The organism is Streptomyces sp. NPDC001135 (assembly GCF_053598395.1).
The window spans coordinates 95,582-111,513 of record NZ_JBSFKD010000019.1; the positions used below are offsets into that span (position 1 = coordinate 95,582).

Consider the following 15,932-nt stretch of genomic DNA (forward strand, 5'->3'; position numbering starts at 1 on the left):
GATGTATTCACACTCAAGTCACCAGGACACCGCTCGCCGGGGCGCACATCTCAGGTCTCAGGCGCCCGCGACGGTGGCCTGGATCTCCTCCGCGAAGCGCTCGGCTGCCGCCCGCAGCGCCCCGACGTCGGGACCGTGCCGCAGCACGCCCCGGCTGACGTTCGGCACGACGTTGCGCAACGCCGACCCGAACACCTTCGGAAGGTCGGCCGGCGTCGCCCCCTGCGCGCCGACGCCGGGCGCGAGGAGCGGGCCGTTGACGGCGAGGTCGTATGACGACAGGTCGCCGACCGTGGCGCCGACGACGGCGCCGAAGGAGCCCAGCGGCTCCTCCCCCGCGTTCTCGGCGGCCAGGTGGGCCAGCATGGTCGCGCCCACGGTGCGGCCGTCGGTGCGGACGGCGTGCTGGACCTCGGGGCCCTCCGGATTCGAGGTGAGCGCCAGCACGAACAGGCCGGCGCCGCTCTCCCGCGCCAGCGCGACGGCCGGGCTGAGCGAGCCGTAGCCCAGGTACGGCGAGACGGTCAGGGCGTCGGAGAACAGCGGGGCGTCCTGGTGCAGGTAGGCCTCGGCGTACCCGGCCATGGTCGAGCCGATGTCGCCGCGCTTGGCGTCCATCACGACGAGGGTGCCGGCCGCGCGCGCCTCCCGGACGACCGTCTCCAGGACGGCGACACCGCGGGAGCCGAAGCGCTCGAAGAAGGCGCTCTGCGGCTTCATCACGGCGACCCGGTCGGCCACCGCCTCGACGACCGTGCGGCTGAACCGCTCCAGCCCGGCCACGTCGTCGTTCAGACCCCACTCGGCGAGCAGGGAGGCGTGCGGGTCGATGCCGACGCACAGCGGGCCGCGCTCGTCCATGGCGCGGCGCAGCCGGGCGCCGAAGGGCTCCAGAACAGTCATGCGGGCTTCCTCACGTCAGCGCCGACCGCGTCGGCGAGGGTGGCGTACGGGCTGGTGCGCAGACGGGCGGCGAGGCCCTTGTGGATCGCGCGGCACCAGAAAGGGCCCTCGTAGATGAACGCGCTGTACCCCTGGACCAGCGTGGCGCCGGCCAGGATGCGCTGCCAGGCGTCCTCGGCGGTCTCGATGCCGCCGACCCCGACGAGGGTGATCCGGTCGCCCACGCGCGCGTACAGACGGCGCAGGACCTCCAGGGAACGCGCCTTCAGCGGGGCGCCGGACAGGCCGCCGGTCTCCTTCACCAGCGAAGGTGCCGACTTCAGGCCGAGGCCCTCGCGGGCGATGGTGGTGTTGGTGGCGATGATGCCGTCCAGGCCCAGTTCCACGGCCAGGTCGGCAACGGCGTCGATGTCCTCGTCGGCGAGGTCGGGCGCGATCTTCACCAGCAGCGGGACGCGCCGGTTCGCGACCGTGCGGTCGGCGGCCTCGCGGACGGCGCTCAGCAGCGGACGCAGGGACTCGGTGGCCTGCAGGTTGCGCAGGCCGGGCGTGTTCGGCGAGGAGACGTTCACGACCAGGTAGTCCGCGTACGCGGCGAGGCGCTCGGCGGACTTCACGTAGTCGGCGACGGCCTCCGCCTCCGGGACGACCTTCGTCTTGCCGATGTTGACGCCGACGACGGTCCGGAAGACCGGCTCACGGGTCGCGAGGCGGGCGGCGACGGTCAGCGAGCCGTCGTTGTTGAAGCCCATGCGGTTGATCAGCGCGCGGTCCGCGACGAGCCGGAACAGCCGCTTCTTGGGGTTCCCGGGCTGCGGCTCGCCGGTGACCGTGCCGATCTCGACGTGGTCGAAGCCCAGCATCGACATTCCGTCGATCGCGACGGCGTTCTTGTCGAAGCCGGCGGCGAGCCCGAAGGGGCCGTGCATGCGCAGCCCGAACGCCTCCGTGCGCAGTTCCCTGTAGCGGGGTGCGAGGGCGGCCGCGACGAAGGTGCGCAGCACGGGGACGCGGACGGCGAGGCGGATCCAGCGGAAGGCCAGGTAGTGGGCCTTCTCCGGGTCCATCCGTTTGAAAACCAGACGGAAGAAGAGCTCGTACATCTAGAAAGTCCTCTGGGGTCCTCATGAAGAGGGGGACACCGTTTCCGATGTCCCCCTCAGGGCTGCTAGTCGCGGGCCGCGGTCAGGTGTTCCGCGTGTTCCTGGAGCGAGCGGACGCCCACGTCACCGTGGTTGAGGGCGTCGATGCCCTGGACGGCCGCCGCGAGCGCCTGGACGGTCGTCAGGCACGGCACGGAGCGGGCCACCGCGGCCGTACGGATGTCGTAGCCGTCGAGGCGGCCGCCGGTTCCGTACGGGGTGTTGACGATGAGGTCGACCTCGCCGTCGTGGATCAGCTGGACGATGGTCTTCTCGCCGTTCGGACCGGTGCCCTCGGACTGCTTGCGCACGACGGTGGCGTGGATGCCGTTGCGCTTGAGGACCTCGGCGGTGCCGGAGGTGGCGAGCAGCTCGAAGCCGTGGGCGACCAGCTCGCGCGCCGGGAAGATCATCGACCGCTTGTCGCGGTTGGCGACCGAGATGAACGCGCGGCCCTTGGTGGGCAGCGGGCCGTAGGCGCCCGCCTGCGACTTGGCGTACGCCGTGCCGAAGACGGAGTCGATGCCCATGACCTCACCGGTGGAGCGCATCTCCGGGCCGAGGACCGTGTCGACGCCGCGGCCGTGGATGTCGCGGAAGCGGGACCACGGCATGACGGCCTCCTTGACGGAGATCGGCGCGTCGAGCGGGAGCTCGCCGCCGTCGCCGTTCGCCGGCAGCAGCCCCTCGGCGCGCAGCTCGGCGATGGTCGCGCCCAGGGAGATCCGGGCGGCGGCCTTCGCGAGGGGCACCGCGGTCGCCTTGGAGGTGAAGGGGACCGTACGGGAGGCGCGCGGGTTGGCCTCCAGGACGTAGAGGATGTCGCCGGCCATCGCAAACTGGATGTTGATCAGGCCGCGCACGCCGACGCCACGGGCGATGGCCTCGGTGGAGGCACGCAGCCGCTTGATGTCGAAGCCGCCCAGCGTGATCGGGGGCAGGGCGCACGCCGAGTCGCCGGAGTGGATGCCGGCCTCCTCGATGTGCTCCATGACGCCGCCGAGGTAGAGCTCCTCGCCGTCGTAGAGGGCGTCGACGTCGATCTCGATGGCGTCGTCCAGGAAGCGGTCGACGAGGACCGGCCGGGAGGGGCTGATCTCGGTCGACTCGGCGATGTAGGCGGCGAGCCGGGTCTCGTCGTAGACGATCTCCATGCCGCGCCCGCCGAGGACGTACGACGGCCGGACCAGGACCGGGTAGCCGATCTCGTCGGCGATCGCCTTGGCCTCCGCGAAGGTGGTGGCCGTGCCGTGCTTCGGCGCCGGCAGCCCCGCCTCCGCCAGCACCCGGCCGAAGGCACCCCGGTCCTCGGCCGCGTGGATCGCCTCCGGGGACGTACCGACGATCGGCACGCCGTTGTCCTTCAGGGCCTGCGACAGGCCCAGCGGGGTCTGGCCGCCCAGCTGCACGATCACACCCGCGACCGGGCCGGCCTGCTGCTCGGCGTGCACGATCTCCAGCACGTCCTCCAGCGTGAGCGGCTCGAAGTACAGCCGGTCGGAGGTGTCGTAGTCGGTGGAGACGGTCTCCGGGTTGCAGTTGACCATCACGGTCTCGTAGCCCGCGTCGCTCAGCGCGAACGAGGCGTGGACGCAGGAGTAGTCGAACTCGATGCCCTGGCCGATCCGGTTCGGGCCCGAGCCCAGGATGATCACCGCGGGCTTCTCGCGCGTGGCGACCTCCGACTCCTCGTCGTAGGCCGAGTAGAAGTACGGCGTCCTCGCCGCGAACTCGGCGGCGCAGGTGTCGACCGTCTTGTAGACCGGGCGGATGCCGAGGGCGTGCCGGACCTCGCGGACGACGTCCTCGCGCAGGCCGCGGATCTCGGCGACCTGCTGGTCGGAGAAGCCGTGCCGCTTGGCCTCGGCGAGCAGCTCGCGGGTCAGCTCGGGCGCCCCGGCCAGCTCGTCCGCGACCTCCTTGATCAGGAACAGCTGGTCCACGAACCAGGGGTCGATCTTCGTGTACTCGAAGACCTCCTCGGGCGTGGCGCCCGCGCGGATGGCCTGCATGACCGTGTTGATGCGGCCGTCGGTGGGCCGTACGGACTCCGCCAGGAGTGCCGCCTTGTCACCCGTCTCACCGACGAAGGTGAACTGGCTGCCCTTCTTCTCCAGGGAGCGCAGCGCCTTCTGGAAGGCCTCGGTGAAGTTGCGGCCGATGGCCATGGCCTCGCCGACCGACTTCATGGTGGTGGTCAGCGTGGAGTCGGCCTGCGGGAACTTCTCGAACGCGAACCGCGGGGCCTTCACGACGACGTAGTCGAGCGTGGGCTCGAAGGAGGCCGGGGTCTCCTGGGTGATGTCGTTCGGGATCTCGTCCAGGGTGTAGCCGACGGCCAGCTTGGCGGCGATCTTGGCGATCGGGAAGCCGGTGGCCTTGGAGGCGAGGGCCGAGGACCGCGAGACGCGCGGGTTCATCTCGATGACGATCACGCGACCGTCCTCGGGGTTCACCGCGAACTGGATGTTGCAGCCGCCGGTGTCCACGCCGACCTCGCGGATCACCGCGATGCCGATGTCCCGCAGGATCTGGTATTCGCGGTCGGTCAGCGTCATCGCCGGGGCGACGGTGATCGAGTCACCGGTGTGCACACCCATCGGGTCGAAGTTCTCGATGGAGCAGACGACCACGACGTTGTCGTGCTTGTCGCGCATCAGCTCCAGCTCGTACTCCTTCCAGCCGAGGATGGACTCCTCCAGGAGCACCTCGGTGGTCGGGGAGAGCGTGAGGCCCTGGCCCGCGATGCGGCGCAGTTCCTCCTCGTCGTGCGCGAAGCCGGAACCCGCGCCGCCCATCGTGAACGACGGGCGGACGACCACCGGGTAGCCGCCGAGCGTCTCCACACCCGCGAGGACGTCGTCCATCGAGTGGCAGATCACCGAGCGGGCGGACTCGCCGTGCCCGGTCTTGCGGCGGACCTCCTCCACGACCTCCTTGAACAGGTCGCGGTCCTCGCCCTTGTGGATCGCCTCGGGCTTGGCGCCGATCAGCTCGACGCCGTACTTCTCCAGGACACCGTTCTCGTGCAGCGAGATGGCGGTGTTCAGGGCCGTCTGGCCGCCCAGGGTGGGCAGCAGGGCGTCCGGGCGCTCCTTCGCGATGATCTTCTCGACGAAGTCCGGGGTGATCGGCTCGACGTAGGTGGCGTCGGCGATCTCCGGGTCGGTCATGATCGTCGCCGGGTTGGAGTTGACGAGGACCACGCGCAGGCCCTCGGCCTTGAGCACGCGGCACGCCTGCGTGCCGGAGTAGTCGAACTCGGCGGCCTGGCCGATGACGATCGGGCCGGAGCCGATGACCAGGACGGACTGGATATCGGTGCGCTTAGGCACGCTGGCCCTCCATCAGGGAAACGAAGCGGTCGAACAGGTAGGCGGCGTCGTGCGGGCCCGCTGCCGCTTCGGGGTGGTACTGGACGGAGAAGGCCGGCTGGTCGAGCAGCTGCAGCCCCTCCACGACGTTGTCGTTCAGGCAGACGTGCGAGACCTCGGCGCGGCCGAACTTCGTCTCGCTGACCTGGTCGAGCGGCGCGTCCACGGCGAAGCCGTGGTTGTGCGCGGTGACCTCGACCTTGCCGGTCGTACGGTCCTGGACCGGCTGGTTGATGCCCCGGTGGCCGTACTTCAGCTTGTAGGTGCCGAAGCCGAGGGCGCGGCCGAGGATCTGGTTGCCGAAGCAGATGCCGAAGAGCGGCGTTCCGCGCTCCAGGACGGCGGTCATGAGGGCGACGGGGCCGTCGGCGGTCGCCGGGTCGCCGGGGCCGTTGGAGAAGAAGACTCCGTCCGGGGCGACGGCGTACACGTCGTCGGCGGTGGCGGTCGCGGGCAGGACGTGGACCTCGATGCCGCGCTCGGCCATGCGGTGCGGGGTCATGCCCTTGATGCCGAGGTCGATCGCGGCGACGGTGAACCTCTTCTCGCCGATCGCCGGGACGACGTAGGCCTCCTTGGTCGCAACCTCCTCGTAGAGGCTCGCGCCCTTCATGTGCGGCTGAGCCTGCACGCGCGCGAGGAGCTCGGAGTCGGGGGCGATCGCCTCGCCGGAGAAGACGCCGGCGCGCATCGAGCCGCGCTCGCGCAGATGACGGGTCAGGGCGCGGGTGTCGATCCCGGAGATGCCGACCACGCCCTGCCGCTCCAGTTCGTCGTCCAGGGAGCGCTTGGCCCGCCAGTTGGACGGCACGCGCGCGGGGTCGCGCACGACGTATCCGGAGACCCAGATGCGCCCCGACTCGTCGTCCTCGTCGTTCCAGCCCGTGTTGCCGATCTGCGGGGCGGTCGCGACCACGATCTGCCGGTCGTACGACGGGTCGGTCAGGGTCTCCTGGTAGCCGGTCATGCCGGTGGAGAACACGGCCTCGCCGAAGGTCTCCCCCACGGCCCCGTAGGCACGGCCGCGGAAGATGCGGCCGTCCTCCAGGACGAGTACGGCGGGAAGCACCTTGTTCCTCTGAGAGGAGCTTCCCCTGGTGGAGGTCGTCATCGTGCGCCTTCCGTGTCGTTGATCATCTGGTTCAGGGTGTCGACCCACTCGGTGTGCTCGGCCGCCCGGTCGGAGCGGAAGCCCGAGTCGATCAGCTTGTCGCCGAGCTCCCAGGTCACCACCAGCAGGCCGCCCTCGGTGAGGACCTTGCCGGCGATGCCCTTGTCCAGCCGGGCTCCGCGCAGTGCGGCGGCGGGGACGAAGAAGTCGGTCGCTCCGGGGCGCTCGACCTCCAGGCCTTGCTCCGTCAGGGTGAGCTCGGCCCTGCTGCGGGTGCCCAGGCCGTGGGCCACGATGCGGTCCAGCCACTGCCCGGCGGTGGTGGAGCCGTGGTAGCGGCCGCTCATGCTCAGTCTCACCGGGCCGGTCCCGTCCGGCGCGCTGGGCAGCTCCGGGAGGTCGCTCTGGAGGGTGCCGCGCCACTTCCAGCCCTCGCGCATCAGCCAGTAGACGAGCGCGATGAAGAGCAGGAGTCCGACGAGCCAGCCGATGCGGGCCGGCCAGTCGGTGACCTCGGCCGACCTCTTGGCCTCGGCCAGCAGGATTACAGGTGTCACGTGAGCTTCCCGTCGACGAGCGTGGCCTTGCCCCGCAGCCACGTGTGCGTCACACGGCCCGGCAGCTCACGCCCCTGGTACGGGGTGTTGCGGCTGCGCGAGGCGAAGCCCGCGGGGTCCACCTGGCCACGGTATTCCGTGTCGACGAGGGTGAGGTTGGCGGGCTCACCAGCCGAGACGGGACGGCCGTGCCCGGTGGCCTGTCCGATCTGCGCGGGCTTGACGGACATCCGGTCGGCGACGCCGGCCCAGTCCAGCAGGCCCGTGTCGACCATGGTCTCCTGGACCACTGACAGCGCGGTCTCCAGGCCGACCATGCCCATGGCGGCGGCGGCCCACTCGCAGTCCTTGTCCTCGTGCGGGTGCGGGGCGTGGTCGGTGGCGACGATGTCGATCGTGCCGTCCGCGAGGGCCGCGCGCAGGGCGTGCACGTCGCGCTCGGTGCGCAGCGGCGGGTTGACCTTGTAGACGGGGTTGTACGTCCGCACCAGCTCGTCGGTGAGGAGCAGGTGGTGCGGGGTGACCTCGGCGGTGACGTCGATGCCGCGGGACTTGGCCCAGCGGACGATCTCGACGCTGCCGGCGGTCGACAGGTGGCAGATGTGGACGCGGGAGCCGACGTGCTCGGCGAGCAGCACGTCCCGCGCGATGATCGACTCCTCGGCGACCGCCGGCCAGCCGCCCAGGCCCAGCTCGGCGGAGACGACGCCCTCGTTCATCTGGGCGCCCTCGGTGAGGCGCGGCTCCTGGGCGTGCTGGGCGACGACGCCGCCGAAGGCCTTCACGTACTCCAGCGCGCGGCGCATGATCACGGCGTCGTCCACGCACTTGCCGTCGTCGGAGAAGACGGTGACGCCGGCGGCCGACTCGTGCATGGCGCCCAGCTCGGCCAGCTTCCTGCCCTCCAGGCCGACGGTGACGGCGCCGATGGGCTGCACGTCGCAGTAGCCGTGCTCCCGGCCGAGCCGGTAGACCTGCTCGACGACACCGGCGGTGTCGGCGACCGGGAAGGTGTTGGCCATGGCGAAGACGGCGGTGTAGCCGCCGCTCGCCGCCGCGCGGGTGCCGGTCAGGACGGTCTCGGAGTCCTCGCGGCCCGGCTCGCGCAGATGGGTGTGCAGGTCGACCAGGCCCGGCAGCAGCACCTTGCCGCCGGCCTCGACCACCTCGGCGCCGTCCGCGGGCAGGCCCGTGCCGACCGCCTCGACGACCTCGCCGTCGATCAGCACGTCCTGCGGCTCGCCGCCGAGCACCCTCGCACCACGGATCAGGGTCTTGCTCATGGTCTTACTTCTCCTCAGTGCGGGTCTGGGCGGGCTCGTTGCCGCCGAGCAGCAGGTACAGGACGGCCATCCGGATGGAGACCCCGTTGGCGACCTGCTCGACGGCGGTACAGCGGTCGGAGTCGGCGACCTCGGCGGTGATCTCCATGCCGCGGACCATCGGGCCGGGGTGCATCACGATGGCGTGCTCGGGCAGCCTGGCCATGCGGTCGCCGTCGAGGCCGTAGCGGCGGGAGTACTCGCGCTCGGTCGGGAAGAAGGCGGCGTTCATCCGCTCGCGCTGGACGCGGAGCATCATCACCGCGTCGCACTTGGGCAGCGCGCTGTCGAGGTCGTACGACACCTCGCAGGGCCACGTCTCGACGCCGACCGGCACCAGGGTGGGCGGGGCGACGAGGGTGACCTCGGCGCCGAGGGTGTGCAGCAGGTCGACGTTGGAGCGAGCGACCCGGCTGTGCAGGACGTCGCCGACGATGGTGATGCGCTTGCCGTCGAGGTCCTGGCCGAGGCCGGTGTCCCGGCCGACCAGCCGGCGGCGCATGGTGAAGGCGTCCAGCAGGGCCTGGGTGGGGTGCTGGTGGGTGCCGTCACCGGCGTTGATCACCGCCGCGTCGATCCAGCCGGAGTTGGCGAGGCGGTACGGGGCTCCGGAGGCGCCGTGCCGGATGACGACGGCGTCGACGCCCATGGCCTCCAGGGTCTGGGCGGTGTCCTTCAGGGACTCGCCCTTGGAGACGCTGGAGCCCTTGGCGGAGAAGTTGATGACGTCGGCGGACAGGCGCTTCTCGGCGGCCTCGAAGGAGATCCGGGTGCGCGTGGAGTCCTCGAAGAAGAGGTTGACGATCGTGCGGCCGCGCAGGGTCGGCAGCTTCTTGATCGGCCGGTCGGCCACCCGGGCCATCTCCTCGGCGGTGTCGAGGATCAGGACGGCGTCGTCGCGGGTGAGGTCGGCGGCCGAGATGAGATGACGCTGCATCTGTCAGGCTCCGTAAGGCAGTTCATTCAGGAGATATGGGGCAAATCAGCGCATGTGCGGGCAGGCCGAAGCCGCCCGGCGCCTGAGTTGCTACTGGCCGGTCTTCACACCGAGCAGCACGGTGTCGCGACCGTCCTCCTCGGCGAGCTGGACCTTGACCGTCTCCCGCAGCGACGTGGGGAGGTTCTTGCCGACGTAGTCGGCGCGGATCGGCAGTTCGCGGTGGCCTCGGTCGACCAGGACCGCGAGCTGGACCGCGCGGGGGCGCCCGATGTCGTTCAGGGCGTCGAGCGCGGCGCGGATGGTGCGGCCGGAGAAGAGCACGTCGTCGACGAGGACGACCAGCTTGCCGTCGATGCCGTCACCGGGGATCTCGGTGCGGGCCAGCGCACGCGGGGGGTGCATGCGCAGGTCGTCGCGGTACATGGTGATGTCGAGGGAGCCGACCGGGATCTTGCGGTCGGTGATCTGCTCCAGCTTGACGGCGAGCCGCTGGGCCAGGAAGACGCCTCGGGTGGGAATGCCGAGGAGCACCACGTCGTCGGCGCCCTTGGCGCGCTCGACGATCTCGTGGGCGATACGGGTCAGCACCCGCGCGATGTCGGGGCCCTCGAGAACGGGCCGCGCATCGGATGCCTGCGCCTGAGCGGGCGATTCGTGCTTGTCCATACGAAACGGACCTCCTTCTCCGCCTCACGGGACGGACCTTAAAGGACGTCGGATTTGCGCCATCCACCGTAGCAGGTCATGGAGAGGGCCTCGATCACCCCCCTGGCGCAACCGGCTGCCACTACCACGGAAGAGTCGGTGTGGACCATTCGGCTTGACGCACGAGAGTCACGCTGCGTAACCTCACAGTGAGTTACCAGCCGCGCGGCGGGAACACCCTCCGGCCGCGTCGACACAGTGTCCGGGGAGCTATATGTCCAGCGAATACGCCAAACAGCTCGGGGCCAAGCTCCGGGCCATCCGCACCCAGCAGGGCCTTTCCCTCCACGGTGTCGAGGAGAAGTCCCAGGGGCGCTGGAAGGCCGTGGTGGTCGGGTCCTACGAGCGTGGCGACCGTGCGGTGACCGTCCAGCGGCTCGCCGAGCTGGCCGATTTCTATGGCGTTCCTGTGCAGGAGCTCCTGCCGGGCACCACGCCGGGCGGCGCGGCCGAGCCGCCGCCGAAGCTGGTCCTCGACCTGGAGCGGCTGGCCACCGTGCCGGCCGAGAAGGCGGGCCCGCTGCAGCGCTACGCGGCGACGATCCAGTCCCAGCGCGGCGACTACAACGGCAAGGTGCTCTCCATCCGCCAGGACGACCTGCGCACCCTCGCCGTCATTTACGACCAGTCCCCCTCGGTCCTCACCGAGCAGCTGATCAGCTGGGGCGTCCTGGACGCCGACGCCCGCCGCGCGGTGGCCACGCACGAAGAGGCGTGACCGCCTGCGGCATCTGAGCAGAAACGTGCCGCCGGGGTGGCCGGAACTTCACGGTTCCGGCCACCCCGGCGGCGTTTTCGCGACCGTTACGGCGCCGTGTCGACGGCGGGCGGCGTGACATGCCTGAGGGGCGCGGGGACTGCGCGAGCGGCCACGGACGACCCGCAGGCCACCCGGGCCGCCGCAGTCCCACGGCGCCCCTCATGTCGACGGCTAGTCCCGGCGGAGCGAAGGCTTGAGCTCCTTCAGCCGGCCCAGCAGACCGTTCACGAACGAGGGCGACTCGTCCGTCGAGAACTCCTTGGCCAGCTGCACCATCTCGTCCAGGACGACGGCGTCAGGAGTCTCGTCGACCCAGATCAGCTCGTACGCGCCCAGCCGCAGGAGGTTGCGGTCCACGACCGGCATCCGGTCCAGCGTCCAGCCGACCGAGTACTGGGCGATCAGCTCGTCGATGCGCCTCGCGTGTTCCGCGTAGCCCTCGACCAGCTGCATCGTGTACTCGCTGACCGGCGGCTGCCGGGTGTCGGACCGGGAGAGCCGGACCCAGTCAGCGAGGACCGTCAGGACGTCGGCGCCACGCTGGTCGCCCTCGAAGAGGATCTGGAAGGCGCGCTTGCGGGCCGTGTTGCGGGCAGCCACGGTTAGCTGTTCACCCGGCCGAGGTAGTCGCTCGTACGGGTGTCGACCTTGATCTTCTCACCGGTGGTGATGAAGAGCGGGACCTGGATCTGGTGGCCGGTCTCCAGGGTGGCGGGCTTGGTGCCACCGGTGGAGCGGTCGCCCTGGACACCCGGCTCGGTCTCGGCGATGACCAGCTCGACGGCGGCCGGCAGCTCGACGAAGAGGACCTCGCCCTCGTGCTGCGCGACGGTGGCGGTGAAGCCCTCGATCAGGAAGTTGGCGGCGTCGCCGACGGCCTTCCGGTCGATGTGCAGCTGGTCGTAGGTCTCCATGTCCATGAAGACGAAGTACTCGCCGTCCATGTACGAGAACTGCATGTCGCGCTTGTCGACAGTGGCGGTCTCGACCTTGACGCCGGCGTTGAAGGTCTTGTCGACCACCTTGCCGGAGAGCACGTTCTTCAGCTTGGTGCGCACGAAGGCCGGGCCCTTGCCGGGCTTGACGTGCTGGAACTCGACGACGGACCAGAGCTGGCCGCCTTCGAGCTTGAGCACCATGCCGTTCTTGAGGTCGTTCGTGGAAGCCACGGTTGCGGAATCTCCTGGACTGACGTACGACCCCGGCGCACGCCACTGCCTAGAGGGCGAGCAGCTCCTTGGTCGTGATGGTGAGTAGCTCGGGTCCGCCGTCCGCCTCGGGGCGTACGACGAGCGTGTCATCGATCCGGACACCGCCCCGGCCCGGGAGGTGGACCCCCGGTTCGACGGTGACCGGCACGCAAGCGTCCAGTTTACCCATGGCCGCGGGCGCCAACTGCGGGTCCTCGTCGATTTCGAGTCCGACGCCGTGTCCGGTCAGCGGTGGCAGGGCCTCCGCATAGCCGGCCGAGTCCAGTACCTGGCGCGCCGCACGGTCCACGTCGCGGTATCCGGCGCCGGGTGCCAGGGACTCGCGTCCGGCGCGCTGGGCGGCGAAGACGAGGTCGTACAGCTCGATCTGCCAGTCGGCGGGCGAGGTGCCGATCACGAAGGTCCGGCCGATCTCGCAGCGGTAGCCGCGATAGGTCGCGCCCAGGCACACGGTGAGGAAGTCACCCTCCTCCACGCGCCGGTCGGTGGGGCGGTGGCCGCGGCGGCCGGAGTTCGGCCCGGTGGCGACCGACGTGGGGAAGGCGGGCCCGTCGGCCCCGTGGTCCACGAGGCGGCGCTCCAGCTCCAGCGCGAGGTGCCGCTCGGTACGGCCGACCAGGATGGATTCCAGCAGCTCACCGAGGGCCTGGTCGGCGATCTCGGCGCCGATGCGGAGACAGGAGATCTCCTCCTCGTCCTTGACCACCCTGAGCTGCTCGACGGCTCCGCCGAGGTCGGTGACGCGGAGGGCCGGGGCGACGGAGGTGAGTGCTCTGTGCCGGGCCACGGTGAGGTGGTGCTCCTCCACCGCCAGTGAATCGGCACCCTGGGCCGCGGCGAGGTCGGCCACCGCGACGGCGGCGTCGCCGCCGGTGGGCAGGACGTGCAGGCGCAGGTTCTCGTCGGGCCGGCCCTCGTAGGGGCGGTCGTCGGGCGGGCCGGCGCACACGAGGAGGTCCTCGCGTCTGCCGAGCAGCAGTGCGGAGCCCCGCGGGGCCGCGGCGGCCAGGTAGCGCACGTTCGCCGGGCGGGTGACGAGCGCTGCCGCGGTGCCGGCCGCGGTGACATGGTCTCTCAGCCGGGATCGGCGGGTCGCGTACACCTCTGACATGAGATGAGCGTAGGAGTTTTGACCGAGTTGTGCCGATTTTTAGGGGCCGAGTGGGGTTTGTGGGGGTGGTTTCCGTGCGTCACCGGGTGCGGGTGGTCTGTGGTCGCTCGCACAGTTCCCCTCGCCCCGCGGGTCGGACCGGTCGCCCCTGATCACCAGCTCGGTGGGCTTGCTATCGCGCGTGCCAGGACCTCGTCGAGAACCCTGGCCGTGCCCGGAACATCGAGCTGGGAGTTGTCGATGATCGGCAGGCCCGAGCCGTACCAGCCGGCCATGCGGCCGTGGATGCGGGCGACCTCCTCGTCGGTCAGGCGGCGGTTGCCGGTGCGCTCGGCGTTGCGCTCCAGGACGATGTCCAGGCCGGGCAGGAGGACGACCGGGAGCAGACCGGGGCCGACATGCCGCTTCCAGCCGCCGAGGCCGACGACCGGGCGGTCCGGGAAGACGGCGTCGTCGAGGATGCAGGAGATGCCGTTGGCGAGGAAGTTGCGGGCGGCGAAACCGCAGGTGCGACGGGCCAGGCGGTACTGGGCCTCGGAGTTGTCGTTCCAGCCGGACTGGGGGTCGGCGAAGCCCGAGCGGACCCATTCGCGCACATCGTCCAGGCTGATGTGCGCGGTGGGTACGCGGCGGTGGTCCGCCCAGTACTTGGCGACGCTGGTCTTGCCCGCGCCGGCCGGGCCGATCAGCAGGACGGCCAGGGTGGTGGCCGCCGGGTCGGGGGCCGCGGCGGGAGCCGGCGGCGGCGCGGGGACGCCCACGGGGCCGCCGGGCGGCAGCGGGACATGACCGGTGGTCTCCGGGGCCGGCGGCGCGGCGGGCTGCGGGGCCGGGGGCTGGGGCGCGGGAGGTTGCGGGGGCGTCGGCGGGACGGCGCCGGCCGTGGCCGGGAAGACCGGCGGCGGGGGGACGGGAGCCGGTCCCTGGGAGGCTCCCGGGTGCGGGCCCGGGTGGTGTGCGGCCGACGCCCAGCCGACATGCGGCACCTGCCCCGGCTGGTGGGGCGGCGGCAGCGGAGACCCCACTGCGTGCTGCATCCGTTGCCACTCCGTCTCGTACAGGCAATTCGTGCTGGTAGCAGAGGTTAACCCGCTGCTTGCCGAACGGTACCGTCCCCGGCCGTCGTTTGATGAAACGACCGGGGGCGGCTCGAAGTGCCCGTTCCGGAAACGGAATCGGACGGACGGACGGAACAGTCGGGGACCTACTGCCCGACCTCGCCGTACGCGGCGAGCAGGACGGCCGGGTCGGGGCCTTCCAGGACGGTGGGCTTGGCCAGGCCGTCCAGGACGATGAAGCGCAGCAGGTCGCCGCGGGACTTCTTGTCGACCTTCATCGTCTCCAGCAGCTTGGGCCACTGGTCGTAGCGGTAGTGCAGCGGCAGGCCGACGGCCTCCAGGACCGCACGGTGCCGGTCCGCCGTCGCGTCGTCCAACCGGCCCGCCAGACGGCCCAGTTCGGCGGCGAAGTGCATGCCGACCGCGACCGCGGCGCCGTGCCGCCACTGATAGCGCTCGTTCTTCTCGATGGCGTGGCCGAGCGTGTGGCCGTAGTTGAGGATCTCGCGCAGACCCGATTCCTTCAGGTCGCTGGAGACGACCTCGGCCTTCACCCGGATCGAGCGCTCGATCAGCTCCGCCGTGTGCGGGCCGGCCGGGGTCCGGGCGGCTTCGGGGTCGGCCTCGATCAGGTCCAGGATCGCCGGGTCGGCGATGAAACCGGCCTTGATGATCTCGGCGAGTCCGGAGACGTAGTCGTTGACCGGGAGGGAGTCCAGCGCGGCCAGGTCGCACAGCACACCGGCCGGCGGGTGGAAGGCGCCGACCAGGTTCTTGCCCTCGGCGGTGTTGATGCCGGTCTTGCCGCCGACCGCCGCGTCCACCATGGCGAGGACGGTCGTCGGGATGGCGATCCAGCGCACACCGCGCAGCCAGGTCGCCGCCACGAATCCGGCCAGGTCCGTCGTCGCGCCGCCGCCCACGCCCACGATCACGTCGGTGCGGGTGAAGTTCGACTGGCCCAGCGCCTTCCAGCAGTAGGCGGCGACCTCGGCGGTCTTGGCCTCCTCGGCGTTCGGCACCTGGATGGCGATCGCCTCGTAGCCCTGCCCGGCCAGGTCCGCGCGCAGCGCGTCACCGGTCTCGGCCAGCGCCTCGGGATGGATCACCGCGACCCGCCTGGCCCTCGGTCCGACCAACCCGGCCAGCTCCCCGAGGAGTTGACGGCCGACCAGCACCTCGTAGGGGTCGGTGCCCGCGGTGCCGGCGACCTGGATCCGGGTGACTGACTCGCTCATGCTTCCTTCAACTCCAGTGCGTCGAGGGCCGCTTGGGTGACCTCTTCGGGGGTACGGCCGTCCGTCGGTACGACGGCGGTGGCGACCTCCTCGTACAGGTGCCGCCGGGCCTCCATCAGCTCGCGCCACTGCCTGCGCGGGTTGACCGCGAGCAGCGGCCGGGCCACGTTCAGGCCGGTGCGCCTGACGGCCTCCTCCACGTCCATCGAGAGGTAGACCACCCGGTGCCCGGCGAGCAGCGCGCGTGTGTCGACGTCCAGGATCGCCCCGCCGCCGAGCGCGAGGACGCCCTCGTGCTCGGCGAGCGCGGTGTGCACGGCCCGCTTCTCGATCGCGCGGAAGGCGGGCTCTCCCTCGTCGACGAAGATCTCGGCGATGGTGCGGCCCTCGGCCGCCACGATGTCCTCGTCGGTGTCCCGGTAGCCGAGGCCGAGGCGCTCGGCGAGCAGCCGGCCGACGGTGGACTTGCCGACGCCCATCGGGCCGACCAGGACGACCGC

General features: G+C 71.0%; 15 protein-coding genes. 1 reads left to right on the top strand and 14 read right to left on the bottom strand.

The window, feature by feature from the left end; all coding sequences use genetic code 11:
• Positions 1-57 precede the first annotated feature (57 nt).
• The 8 genes from pyrF to pyrR form a co-directional block, all read right to left on the bottom strand.
• Positions 58-903 (bottom strand): orotidine-5'-phosphate decarboxylase, encoded by an 846-nt coding sequence (gene pyrF, locus ACWC94_RS23210; RefSeq protein WP_450798810.1) that lies wholly within the window; start codon positions 901-903, stop codon positions 58-60.
• Positions 900-2,006, bottom strand: a complete 1,107-nt coding sequence (locus tag ACWC94_RS23215; RefSeq protein WP_450798811.1) for a quinone-dependent dihydroorotate dehydrogenase — start codon at positions 2,004-2,006, stop codon at positions 900-902. Before ACWC94_RS23215 ends, pyrF begins: the two co-directional genes overlap by 4 nt.
• A gap of 65 nt (positions 2,007-2,071) precedes the next feature.
• On the bottom strand, positions 2,072-5,380 hold the full coding sequence (carB, locus tag ACWC94_RS23220) for a carbamoyl-phosphate synthase large subunit (protein WP_450798812.1): 3,309 nt from the start codon (positions 5,378-5,380) through the stop codon (positions 2,072-2,074).
• Positions 5,373-6,530 (bottom strand): glutamine-hydrolyzing carbamoyl-phosphate synthase small subunit, encoded by a 1,158-nt coding sequence (gene carA / locus ACWC94_RS23225; protein ID WP_450798813.1) that lies wholly within the window; start codon positions 6,528-6,530, stop codon positions 5,373-5,375. Before carA ends, carB begins: the two co-directional genes overlap by 8 nt.
• Positions 6,527-7,087: a PH-like domain-containing protein gene (locus ACWC94_RS23230; protein WP_450798814.1), complete on the bottom strand. Its 561-nt coding sequence runs from the start codon at positions 7,085-7,087 to the stop codon at positions 6,527-6,529. Before ACWC94_RS23230 ends, carA begins: the two co-directional genes overlap by 4 nt.
• Entirely contained in the window at positions 7,084-8,370 is a 1,287-nt protein-coding gene (locus tag ACWC94_RS23235) for a dihydroorotase (protein WP_450798815.1), read from the bottom strand. The genes ACWC94_RS23230 and ACWC94_RS23235 overlap by 4 nt, the downstream gene beginning before the upstream one ends.
• Positions 8,371-8,374: 4 nt before the next feature.
• Positions 8,375-9,346, bottom strand: a complete 972-nt coding sequence (locus ACWC94_RS23240; RefSeq protein ID WP_450798816.1) for an aspartate carbamoyltransferase catalytic subunit — start codon at positions 9,344-9,346, stop codon at positions 8,375-8,377.
• Between the two features lie 90 nt (positions 9,347-9,436).
• Positions 9,437-10,015 carry a bifunctional pyr operon transcriptional regulator/uracil phosphoribosyltransferase PyrR gene (gene pyrR, locus ACWC94_RS23245; RefSeq protein WP_450798817.1) on the bottom strand — a complete coding sequence of 193 codons (579 nt, stop codon included), beginning with the start codon at positions 10,013-10,015 and terminating at the stop codon, positions 9,437-9,439.
• A 253-nt stretch (positions 10,016-10,268) separates the two neighbouring features.
• Here pyrR and bldD point away from each other — a divergent pair, with 253 nt between their 5' ends.
• Entirely contained in the window at positions 10,269-10,772 is a 504-nt protein-coding gene (bldD, locus tag ACWC94_RS23250) for a transcriptional regulator BldD (RefSeq protein WP_014671524.1), read from the top strand.
• A gap of 213 nt (positions 10,773-10,985) precedes the next feature.
• Here the strand turns inward: bldD and nusB are convergent, their stop codons facing one another.
• From nusB to ACWC94_RS23280, 6 genes are all read right to left on the bottom strand, one after another.
• Positions 10,986-11,414 carry a transcription antitermination factor NusB gene (gene nusB, locus ACWC94_RS23255; protein WP_450798818.1) on the bottom strand — a complete coding sequence of 143 codons (429 nt, stop codon included), beginning with the start codon at positions 11,412-11,414 and terminating at the stop codon, positions 10,986-10,988.
• A 2-nt stretch (positions 11,415-11,416) separates the two neighbouring features.
• Positions 11,417-11,983: an elongation factor P gene (gene efp, locus ACWC94_RS23260; protein WP_361250179.1), complete on the bottom strand. Its 567-nt coding sequence runs from the start codon at positions 11,981-11,983 to the stop codon at positions 11,417-11,419.
• A gap of 49 nt (positions 11,984-12,032) precedes the next feature.
• Positions 12,033-13,136 (bottom strand): aminopeptidase P family protein, encoded by a 1,104-nt coding sequence (locus ACWC94_RS23265; RefSeq protein WP_450798819.1) that lies wholly within the window; start codon positions 13,134-13,136, stop codon positions 12,033-12,035.
• Between the two features lie 152 nt (positions 13,137-13,288).
• Positions 13,289-14,173, bottom strand: coding sequence for a Pro-rich N-terminal domain-containing protein (locus tag ACWC94_RS23270; protein ID WP_450798820.1), 885 nt, complete (start codon positions 14,171-14,173; stop codon positions 13,289-13,291).
• 167 nt (positions 14,174-14,340) lie between these two features.
• The gene (gene aroB, locus ACWC94_RS23275; RefSeq protein ID WP_450798821.1) at positions 14,341-15,432 is read right to left on the bottom strand and encodes a 3-dehydroquinate synthase; all 1,092 of its coding nucleotides are present in this window, start codon (positions 15,430-15,432) and stop codon (positions 14,341-14,343) included.
• Positions 15,429-15,911 (bottom strand): shikimate kinase, encoded by a 483-nt coding sequence (locus tag ACWC94_RS23280; protein ID WP_450798871.1) that lies wholly within the window; start codon positions 15,909-15,911, stop codon positions 15,429-15,431. Before ACWC94_RS23280 ends, aroB begins: the two co-directional genes overlap by 4 nt.
• Positions 15,912-15,932 lie beyond the last annotated feature (21 nt).

Excerpts from the sequence above, each read along its gene's own strand:
- pyrF (WP_450798810.1), bottom strand. The coding sequence starts at position 903 with ATGACTGTTCTGGAGCCCTTCGGCGCCCGGCTGCGCCGCGCCATGGAC.
- ACWC94_RS23215 (WP_450798811.1), bottom strand. The coding sequence starts at position 2,006 with ATGTACGAGCTCTTCTTCCGTCTGGTTTTCAAACGGATGGACCCGGAG.
- carA (WP_450798813.1), bottom strand. The coding sequence starts at position 6,530 with ATGACGACCTCCACCAGGGGAAGCTCCTCTCAGAGGAACAAGGTGCTT.
- ACWC94_RS23235 (WP_450798815.1), bottom strand. The coding sequence starts at position 8,370 with ATGAGCAAGACCCTGATCCGTGGTGCGAGGGTGCTCGGCGGCGAGCCG.
- ACWC94_RS23240 (WP_450798816.1), bottom strand. The coding sequence starts at position 9,346 with ATGCAGCGTCATCTCATCTCGGCCGCCGACCTCACCCGCGACGACGCC.
- pyrR (WP_450798817.1), bottom strand. The coding sequence starts at position 10,015 with ATGGACAAGCACGAATCGCCCGCTCAGGCGCAGGCATCCGATGCGCGG.
- bldD (WP_014671524.1), top strand. The coding sequence starts at position 10,269 with ATGTCCAGCGAATACGCCAAACAGCTCGGGGCCAAGCTCCGGGCCATC.
- ACWC94_RS23265 (WP_450798819.1), bottom strand. The coding sequence starts at position 13,136 with ATGTCAGAGGTGTACGCGACCCGCCGATCCCGGCTGAGAGACCATGTC.
- ACWC94_RS23270 (WP_450798820.1), bottom strand. The coding sequence starts at position 14,173 with ATGCAGCACGCAGTGGGGTCTCCGCTGCCGCCGCCCCACCAGCCGGGG.
- aroB (WP_450798821.1), bottom strand. The coding sequence starts at position 15,432 with ATGAGCGAGTCAGTCACCCGGATCCAGGTCGCCGGCACCGCGGGCACC.
- ACWC94_RS23280 (WP_450798871.1), bottom strand. The coding sequence starts at position 15,911 with ATGGGCGTCGGCAAGTCCACCGTCGGCCGGCTGCTCGCCGAGCGCCTC.